The following is a 9,101-nucleotide window of genomic DNA, read 5'->3' as shown; positions in this document are numbered from 1 at the left end:
CCCGGCTCCGGTGGCGTTGGCGCTGGCCCGGCACGCCCCGTCCTTTGCCCGGGTGCTTACCGATCCGTGGGACGGGGCCCCGATCGATGTGGGCCGTACCCGATACCGTCCCCCGGCGGCGTTGCAGGAGCTGGTGCAGTTGCGTGATGAGCATTGCCAGTTCCCTGGTTGCCGGCGCCCGGCGGAGCGGTGCGAGATCGATCATGTCAAGGACTGGGCCAAGGGCGGGGCGACCACCCGGGATAACACCAAATTGTTGTGTACCCGGCATCAGATGTTCAAACACGCCCTGCGGTGGCAGAGCCAGTTCCTGCCGGATGGGTCGGTGCGCTGGGAATCCCCGAACGGGTTAGTGCACTTTTCTGATCCGGGCAGTCTGACCACCGTGAATGGCCGGACCAACTACACGATGAGCGCTCCTTCACGGGAGGCGGTGTATGTGGATGAGAAGCTGCGTGAGGTGTTGGCGTTGCATGAGATCCCGCCGGGCACCCCGGGGTATTGGCATGATCCCAGCGACCCGGACCTGACCTCGCAAATCCCCGGGGACCCGCCACCGGGGGCCGTGAACCGGGCGCCACACGGCCCACCGGGCGACGATCGGGATCCGCCGGGCGATGACCCGGATCCGCCGGATGGCACCTTGCCCTGGCATGCCGGGGATGGGCTGGAACCTGGCTAATCCCATCGGTCCGTGGTGCGTCTTCGGCCTGTGGCCGTCCCACCCCCGGGACGGCCACAGGCTCCAGCGATTTTTGTTTAGACCGCGACCTGCTTCCCTTGGCTCAAGTTCCACCATGCAAGCTTGTTTCCAGCCCCTATTCCGCTGGACAGAATGAATTCATTCCGCAGGACAAGAGGAATCCCTTCCGCATACTGGAAGTGAATTATTTGCTTGCGGAATCAACGCGGCACCACTACAGTAAGAGCACCATTAGTGATGTGGCACACATCTCGGAGTTCTTTCTCAGGAGCAGCATGATCAGTCTCGATCTGATTCTCTGCAGCGCGCACATGGGCCGGCAGTGGATTCGCCGTTCGCACTACGCCGCGAAACGCAACGCGGCGCTGGCCGGCCACTATGCCGGCTACAAAGATACCTTCCTGCGCGTCTGAGATTTCCTTTTCCTCCGCACGCCCCGCCCATGATTTTGGCGCTGGCGTTTCCGGAGAGGCACTCTTTGCCTGCGGCCCCTGTCGCTCTGACCACTTCGCCGCAACCCTCCATACCGAACCAGCTCATTTGCCCTCGGTTCTCCCTAACTTTTGCAGTCCGCTGTGCGCTGCCCGCAGCCGCTGCCTTGGCCTGCCATAAATCTCAGAGGATCCTGACCAATGTCTATCCCCAACGCCGTAACGGCGCCTCAAAGCACCCCAACCACTGATGTCCCATTGGGCATCGACCCCTCCAACCCGCACCAGCTGTCCGCTTCGCTCTACAACGAAGACCTGGCACCGACCGCCCAAAAGGCAGAACGTGGAACGCCTACAGCATCTTCACCCTCTGGGCAAACGATGTGCACTCACTGGGCAACTACGCATTTGCCATCGGCCTCTTTGCCTGGGCATGAGCGGATGGCAGATTCTAGGCGCGTTGGGAATCGGAGCCATATTGCTCTTTGCCCTGTTGACCCTCTCCGGATTCATGGGAGAGAAGACCGGCGTTCCCTTCCCGGTCATGAGCCGCATTGCTTTTGGCATCACCGGCGCGCAGCTTCCGGCGCTCCTTCGCGGCGCGGTCGCTATCGCCTGGTTCGGCATCCAAACCTTCCTGGCCTCCCAGGTCCTCAGCGTGATGGTGATCGCCTTGGCCCCGGGGGCCGTTTCCCTGCAGGAAACCAGCTTCCTCGGCCTCGACGTGTTGGGCTGGATATGCTTTGTTTCCCTGTGGCTCCTGCAGTTGGTCATCGTCAGCTATGGGATGGAGATGATCCGCAAGTATGAGGCCTTCGCCGGTCCGGTCATCCTTGTCACGTTCCTTGCCCTGGCCGTGTGGATGCTGTTCGAATCCGGCTTCAACATCGCCCTGGATACCGGCACTCCCCGCAGTGGGCTGGACATGTGGATCGGCGTGTTCGGCGCGGCAGCGCTGTGGGTCTCCATCTACGGCACCTTCGTGTTGAACTTCTGCGATTTCACCCGCGGCGCGATCTCCAAGAAGGCAATCGTGCGCGGCAACTTCTTCGGAATCCCGCTGAACATGCTGTTCTTCGGTGCGATTGTGGTGGTGCTGACCGGCACCCAGTTCTCCATCAACGGAATCATCATTGACTCTCCGTCAGATGTAGTTCAGGCCATTCCGAACACGGCGTTGCTGTTGCTGGCATCCGGCGCCTGTTGGTGCTGACCATCGCGGTGAACCTGATGGCGAACTTCGTCGCACCCACGTACGCCCTGAACAACCTGTTCCCCAAGCACCTGAACTTCCGCCGGGCCGCGCTGATCTCCGGGGTAATCGGGTTGGTCATCCTGCCGTGGAATCTGTACAACTCACCGGAAATCATCAACTACTTCCTGGGCGGCCTGGGCGCGCTGCTCGGCCCGCTGTTCGGGATCGTCATGGCCGACTACTGGCTGGTGCGCCGGGCACGCATCAACGTCGTGGACCTCTACCGCACCTCCCCCAACGGCACCTACTACTTCACCCGTGGCGTGAACTACCGTGCCGTGGCAGCGCTGGCCATCAGCTCCATAGTGGCCCTGCTGCTCGCCTTCCTTCCTGCCCTGCATGTTGTCGGTCCGTTCGCCTGGTTCCTGGGCTCGGGCAGCGGCGCACTGGTATACCTGCTGCTCGCCAAGCGACAGCATGACCTGGCGGATATCGATGGCGAAGCCATCGCCGTAGTGGCAAAGCACTAGAGGGAAGGGAAAAGACCATGCGAATTCTCGTCCTGAACGTGAACACCACTGCCTCAATGACCACGGCCATCGGAGACTCCGCGCGCGAAGTGGCCTCCCCCGGGACGCAGATCATTGAGCTCACCCCCGATTTCGGGGCCGACAGCTGCGAGGGAAACTTCGAAAGCTACTTGGCGGCGATCGCCGTCATCGACAAAGTGGTCAATTATCCCGAGCCGTTCGATGCGGTGATCCAGGCTGGCTACGGGGAGCACGGCCGCGAAGGCCTGCAGGAACTGCTGGAGGTGCCGGTCGTGGACATCACCGAGGCGGCGGCGTCCACGGCCCAGTTCCTCGGGCACAAGTACTCGGTGGTGACCACGCTGGACCGGACGGTTCCGCTGATCGAGGACCGGTTGAAGTTGGCCGGGCTGACCGACCGGCTCGCCTCCGTGCGGGCCAGCGGACTGGGGGTCCTGGAGCTAGAGTCGGATCCGCAGCGCGCCATCGAAGCCATCGTCGATCAGTCCCGGCGTGCGGTGCAGGAGGACAAAGCCGAGGTGATCTGCCTGGGCTGCGGCGGCATGGCCGAGCTCGAGTACCAGGTCCGCGAAGCCACCGGCGTTCCGATCGTTGACGGCGTGCGCGCTGCGGTCACCATCGCTGAGTCAATGGTCCGCATGGGCCTGTCGACCTCGAAGGTGCGCACCTATGCCCCGCCGCGGCCGAAGCGCGTTATTGGCTGGCCCCTGACGAGGTTGACGGAAGTCAACGCCGCGTCCTGATAGAAACTTCACTGCGGGGCGGTCCAAAGTGCTGGACCGCCCCGCAGTGAGTGCCTTCAGGTGACTTCTTTGCCGCGGGCCTTCAGGAGCATCTCCCTTAAGCTTGAATCTCATTCGCCCGGGATTCCCAATACTCGGCATCGAGCCCGAAACCCATGGAGGCTTCTTGAGCTTGCGCCTTGAAATAGTCTCTGTAGTCTTCCAAAGCGTCGTTCAGATCGGCTAACTGGTCATCGCTTAGTTCAAGGAGCAGCGTCCTCACTTCCATAAGCAACCTCCTTCAGCACTGTAGGTGGCGGGCCTAAGGCTCTCAAGGCTAGCGCTTGCAGTTTGAAACTCCCAGCCCCGCGTCCAGCCCTTTGCGCAATCTCTAACGGGGCGCCCTGCTGGCTCTCGTGATTCGGCACCCGCCAGTACATCATTAGTGCACCCCAAACCCTCCCTAAGCCGATCCAGGACATGGCGGAAGCATGCCGCCTAAATCACCGAGCCCAGCTCAATGTCCTTTCCGCCGTAGGCTCAGCGGTGACCAAAGTGGCCGCCGATAGAGTGAGGTCGGCAGTGAATCCTGCAGCAGCCAACTCCTGGTTCAGCACGTGGCAGACGGCACCCCTGTCCGGCGTTCGGAAGCCGGAAACTGCGCCCCCCTTCCACAATGATTTCAATACCAGCGTCACCCATCGCCATCACCGGCGCCTTTCCGACAAAGTCGAAGCGCACCCGTTGAACCGACGGGGCGACGACCCTCGCCACTGCCACCCGCTGCCAGCTAAACTGCCGGGCATTCCCGCGCTACCGCTTCAAGGTGGGAGCAGCGCGCGAAAGTGCCGTCCGGGATCCCCAAGAACTGAGTCCCCAAGGAGATGGGCATAAACCTCGGGGGAAGGCAGTCTGCCCCACATCGTCCAAGTGAAGGTCGGGAGTCGAAGGCGGGCACAATACCAGCCGCGAGGGACCTTCGGCAACGAAAATGTTCCGGAATTCTCTCTTTCTTGGATTCCGGAAACAATTTGGTTCGTTATTCAGGCAGGCGCGCCTTGTTGTTCGCCGAAAAATCCTTGAAAACCCGTACTTTCGGGGCTTGGGCCCCATTAGGTGTGATTTGAATAACCATATCTGCGGAGTGCAGAGCACATAGAGCTTAGGCTAAGCTAATTTCAGATCAACCTCGCTGGCCGCCGCTCGGTGGCCCCGGAACGATAGGAAATCATGGCCTCTGTGAAACTGCGCGCCGCTGCGCTGCTTGGCATCGCCGCTCTGTCCCTGACCGCCTGCGGTTCGAACGCCTCGACCCCAGAGTCGAGCGCTTCGTCCTCCGAGGGCGCCTCGACCGTCACGTTCGAGGACAACAACGGCGAACACACCATCGATGTCCCGGCAAAGTCCGTGGTTGCCACCGACAACCGCACCTTCGAGACCCTGGACTCCTGGGGCGTGGAGCTCTCGGCCGCGGCGGTTTCGCTGATGCCGGACACCATCGGCTACACCAAGGACAAGGACCTGATCGACCTGGGCAGCCACCGCGAGCCTGACCTGGAATCGGTCGTCGCCGTGGAGCCGGACCTGATCATCAACGGCCAGCGCTTCACCCAGTACGAGAAGGACTTCAAGAAGCTGGCCCCCGAGGCCACCATCGTCTCCCTGGACCCGCGAGAGGACAAGCCGTTCGGCGAGGAACTCAAGCGCCAGACCACCGTGCTGGGCCAGGTCTTCCAGAAGGAAGATGAAGCCAAGAAGCTGACCGACGAGTTCGACAAGGCCGTCGAGCGCGCCAAGCGCCTACAACAAGGACCAGAAGGTGATGGGCGTCATCACCTCCGGCGGCAACATCAACTACTCGGCACCGTCCACCGGCCGCACCCTTGGCCCGCTGTTCGACCTGCTGGATCTGACCCCGGCCCTTGAGGTTGACGAGTCCTCCACCGACCACCAGGGTGATGACATCTCCGTTGAGGCCATCGCCAAGTCCAACCCGGACTGGATCCTGGTCATGGACCGCGATGCCGCAGTGGCCGCCGATGAGCCGGACTACAAGCCGGCCGCCGACCTGCTGAAGAACTCGGATGCGCTGAAGAACGTCACCGCCGCCAAGGAAGGCAACGTCCTGGTGATGCCGGCTGACACCTACACCAACGAGGGCATCCAGACCTACACCGAATTCATCAATGACTTCGCTGATGCGCTCGAAGGCAAGTAGCCCCAACGCGCACTGACCCAGTGGTGGACGCAGCCAACCGGCGGCGTCCACCACTGTGGCGTCTCACCACACCTTCGCAGTAACGGCAGGACCATGACCAGCACCATCACCACACAGCCGCCCCGGGGCAGGCTCTTCGAACCCAAGCTGCTGCTTGGGATCCTTGGAGTCCTGATCCTGCTGGGCTTTTCGCTTTTTACCGGCGTCTACGATATTTTCGGCGCCGAGGATGGTGGGGACATGTTCGCCATCACCCGCATCCCGCGCACCATCGCCCTGGTTCTGGCCGGCGCGGCCATGGCCATGAGCGGCTGGTGATGCAGCTGCTGACCCAGAACCGGTTCGTGGAGCCCACCACCACCGGCACCACCGAATGGGCGGGCCTGGGCCTGCTCACGGTGATGATCCTGGCCCCGAACGCCGGGATCCTGACCAAGATGAGCGTGGCAGTATTGTTCGCGTTCATCGGCACCATGCTCTTCTTCCTGTTCCTGCAGCGGGTTTCACTCAAGGCCTCGCTGACCGTGCCGATCGTGGGCATCATGCTCGGCGCCGTGGTCGGGGCGGTGTCCACGTTCCTGGCGCTGACCACCGACATGCTCCAGTCCCTGGGGATCTGGTTCGCCGGGTCCTTCACCTCGGTGCTGCGCGGGCAGTACGAGGTGCTGTGGATCGTGGCCCTGGTGGCGTTGGCGATCTTCCTGGTCGCGGACCGCTTCACCGTGGCCGGGCTGGGCGAGGAGATCGCCACCAACGTGGGGCTGAACTACCGCCAGGTGATGCTCATCGGCACCGCTGATCGCGATCGCCACCGGTGTGGTGACCGTGGTGGTGGGCAACCTGCCGTTCCTGGGCTGATCGTGCCGAACATCGTCTCCATGTTCCGCGGCGATGACCTGCGCAGCAACCTGCCGTGGGTGTGCCTGCTGGGCATCGCGATCGTGACCGTCTGCGACCTGATCGGGCGCACCATCATCATGCCCTTCGAGATCCCGGTCTCGCTGATCCTGGGTGTGGTCGGTGCGGTGGTCTTCATCGCCCTGTTGTTGAGGCAGCGTCGAAATGGCTAGTCTGATGAGTGAGAACCCGACGATGTCCCAATCCATGCCCCCAAACTTCCCCCCGTTGCGCCAGTCCGGCGCGCTGCCCTCCAAGAAGGTGCGCACCCGCTACTGGGTGATCCTCTCGCTGCTGATCCTGGCGGCCCTGGCTTCAGCTACGGCTTTTTGGCCCTGGACAACCCGATGCCGGTGGGCAGCGAGGGCTTCTGGCGGATCGCCGAGCTGCGCGCCACGTCGCTGACCACCATGGTGATCGTGTCGATCTGCCAGGCGGTGGCCACCGTCAGCTTCCAGACGGTCACCAACAACCGGATCATCACCCCCTCGATCATGGGCTTTGAATCCCTGTTCGTGGCGGTGCAGACCTCCTCGGTGTTCTTCATGGGTGCGGCCGGGATCGTGGCGCTGCAGGGGGTGACCCAGTTCGTGCTGCAGGTGGCGATCATGGTCGCCCTGTCGGTGGCGCTGTACGGCTGGCTGCTCTCGGGCAAGTTCGGCAACATCCAGATCATGCTGCTGATCGGCATCATCATCGGCGCGGGCCTGGGCTCGGTGTCCACGTTCATGCAGCGCATGCTCACCCCCAGCGAGTTCGACATCCTCACCGCCCGGCTCTTCGGCTCGATCTCCAACGCGGACGTGAGCTACTTCCCGGTGGCGATCCCGCTGATGGCGGTCTCCGCGCTGTTCCTGATCCTGTCCTCCAAGCGGCTGAACGTGGTCGCCTGGGCCGGGACACCACCATGAACCTGGGCATCAACCACCGCGGCGAGGTGATGCGCACCCTGTTCTTCGTCTCGATCCTGATGGCCGTGTCCACCGCGCTGGTGGGCCCGCTGACCTTCTTCGGCTTCTTGGCCGCGATGCTCTCCTACCAGCTGGCCGACACCTACGACCACCGCTACATCTTCCCGATGGCCGCGCTGACCGGGTTCGTGATCCTGGCCGGGGCCTACTTCATCATGAAGAACGTCTTCTACGCCCAGGGCGTGGTGGGCATCATCATTGAACTGGTTGGCGGCACCGCATTCCTCATCTTCGTCCTCAGAAAGGGCCGGCTGTGATTACCCTCAAAGACGTCCGCAAGCAGTACAGCAGCGAAGTTGCCATCGGGCCGGTGACGCTGCAGATCCCGGCCGGGGGCATCACCGCGCTGGTGGGCCCGAACGGCGCGGGCAAGTCCACCATGCTGACCATGGTCGGGCGCCTGCTCGGCCTGGATGAGGGCACCATCGAGGTGGCCGGCTACGACGTGGCCTCCACCGCCTCGAAGGACCTGGCCAAGATCGTCTCGATCCTGCGCCAGGAGAACCACTTCGTCACCCGCCTGACCGTGCGCCAGCTGGTCGGCTTTGGCCGCTTCCCACACTCCAAGGGGCGGCTGACCCGCAAGGATGAGGAGATCATCTCCCAGGCGATCGACTTCCTGAACCTGAACGACCTGGAGGACCGCTACCTGGACCAGCTCTCCGGCGGTCAGCGTCAGCGCGCCTACGTGGCCATGGTGCTGGCCCAGGACACCGACTACGTGCTGCTGGATGAGCCGCTGAACAACCTGGACATGAAGCACTCGGTGCAGATGATGAAGCACCTGCGCAAGGCCGCCCAGGAGCTGGGGCGCACGATCGTGATCGTGTTGCACGACATCAACTTCGCCGGGCACTACTCGGACTACATCTGCGCCATGAAGAAGGGCCAGGTCGTGGAGTTCGGCTCCCCCGAGGCGATCATGCGCGATGAGGTGCTCTCCGCCGTGTTCGACACCCCGGTACGCGTCATCGAGGGCCCGGAGGGCCCGCTGGCGGTCTACTACTAAATCCCCGCATGGGGCCGCAGCGGGCCCTTGGACCCCGAAAGGCGGGCCGATGAGCCAGCACTCAACCCTGCTGCACACCGGCTGGCCGATGTGGGTGATGCTGGTGCTGGTGACGGGGATCGCCGCCCTCTTCGCCCAGCGCTTCCTGCTGCTTCCGGCCCGCCAGATCCTCACCGCGGTGTTGCGCGCCCTGGCGCAGATGCTGGTGGTGGCGCTGGCGATCTCCCAGCTCTCCCGGTCCTGGTGGCTGACCGTCCTGTTCCTGCTGCTGATGTTCGTGGTGGCCGCATTGACCAGTACCCGGCGGATCGGCGCCTTGGCCTGGTGGGGGGCCGGGCATCGCCATTGGCGCGGGCGTGCTGCCGGTGGTGGGCGTCATGCTGGCCTTTGGGGTGCTGCCGTTC

At 63.1% G+C, this 9,101-nt stretch carries 7 protein-coding genes and 4 pseudogenes; 10 read left to right on the top strand and 1 reads right to left on the bottom strand.

The genetic code is table 11. The annotated features are described in order from the left end of the window. The 4 genes and pseudogenes from JCM19049_RS05200 to JCM19049_RS05185 form a co-directional block, all read left to right on the top strand. The coding region (locus tag JCM19049_RS05200) for an HNH endonuclease signature motif containing protein (RefSeq protein ID WP_279402511.1) at positions 1-682 on the top strand (682 nt) is incomplete at its 5' end. 296 nt (positions 683-978) lie between these two features. Then, on the top strand, positions 979-1,116 hold the full coding sequence (locus JCM19049_RS18765; protein ID WP_171021197.1) for a hypothetical protein: 138 nt from the start codon (positions 979-981) through the stop codon (positions 1,114-1,116). A gap of 219 nt (positions 1,117-1,335) precedes the next feature. Beyond that, positions 1,336-2,859 (top strand): annotated as a pseudogene (locus JCM19049_RS05190) (NCS1 family nucleobase:cation symporter-1). Positions 2,860-2,876: 17 nt separating this feature from the next. Beyond that, on the top strand, positions 2,877-3,623 hold the full coding sequence (locus JCM19049_RS05185) for an aspartate/glutamate racemase family protein (RefSeq protein ID WP_054821035.1): 747 nt from the start codon (positions 2,877-2,879) through the stop codon (positions 3,621-3,623). Between the two features lie 97 nt (positions 3,624-3,720). Here JCM19049_RS05185 and JCM19049_RS18760 read toward each other — a convergent pair whose 3' ends face one another. Further along, entirely contained in the window at positions 3,721-3,885 is a 165-nt protein-coding gene (locus JCM19049_RS18760; protein ID WP_279402510.1) for a hypothetical protein, read from the bottom strand. Positions 3,886-4,832: 947 nt separating this feature from the next. On the opposite strand from JCM19049_RS18760, the pseudogene JCM19049_RS05180 reads away from it, so the two are divergent. The 6 genes and pseudogenes from JCM19049_RS05180 to JCM19049_RS05160 all read left to right on the top strand — a co-directional run. Next, positions 4,833-5,820: pseudogene (locus tag JCM19049_RS05180) on the top strand (siderophore ABC transporter substrate-binding protein). 93 nt (positions 5,821-5,913) lie between these two features. Further along, positions 5,914-6,138, top strand: a complete 225-nt coding sequence (locus JCM19049_RS18755; protein ID WP_279402509.1) for a hypothetical protein — start codon at positions 5,914-5,916, stop codon at positions 6,136-6,138. Further along, complete coding sequence (locus JCM19049_RS05175; RefSeq protein ID WP_279402512.1) at positions 6,138-6,890, top strand: iron chelate uptake ABC transporter family permease subunit; 753 nt, start codon at positions 6,138-6,140, stop codon at positions 6,888-6,890. Before JCM19049_RS18755 ends, JCM19049_RS05175 begins: the two co-directional genes overlap by 1 nt. 34 nt (positions 6,891-6,924) lie before the next feature. Next, a pseudogene (locus JCM19049_RS05170) lies at positions 6,925-7,945 on the top strand (iron chelate uptake ABC transporter family permease subunit). Further along, the gene (locus JCM19049_RS05165) at positions 7,942-8,697 is read left to right on the top strand and encodes an ABC transporter ATP-binding protein (RefSeq protein WP_054821034.1); all 756 of its coding nucleotides are present in this window, start codon (positions 7,942-7,944) and stop codon (positions 8,695-8,697) included. The pseudogene JCM19049_RS05170 and the gene JCM19049_RS05165 overlap by 4 nt, the downstream one beginning before the upstream one ends. A 49-nt stretch (positions 8,698-8,746) precedes the next feature. Continuing rightward, positions 8,747-9,101, top strand: a pseudogene (locus JCM19049_RS05160) (ABC transporter permease); the annotation flags it as partial.

It is taken from the genome of Arthrobacter sp. JCM 19049 (assembly GCF_001310435.1).
This window is presented reverse-complemented; position numbering and strand designations above follow the sequence as displayed.

What these genes read in the sequence shown, in the direction of transcription:
- JCM19049_RS05175 (WP_279402512.1), top strand. Translation starts at nt 6,138, where the DNA reads ATGCAGCTGCTGACCCAGAACCGGTTCGTGGAGCCCACCACCACCGGC.
- JCM19049_RS18755 (WP_279402509.1), top strand. Translation starts at nt 5,914, where the DNA reads ATGACCAGCACCATCACCACACAGCCGCCCCGGGGCAGGCTCTTCGAA.
- JCM19049_RS05185 (WP_054821035.1), top strand. Translation starts at nt 2,877, where the DNA reads ATGCGAATTCTCGTCCTGAACGTGAACACCACTGCCTCAATGACCACG.
- JCM19049_RS18765 (WP_171021197.1), top strand. Translation starts at nt 979, where the DNA reads ATGATCAGTCTCGATCTGATTCTCTGCAGCGCGCACATGGGCCGGCAG.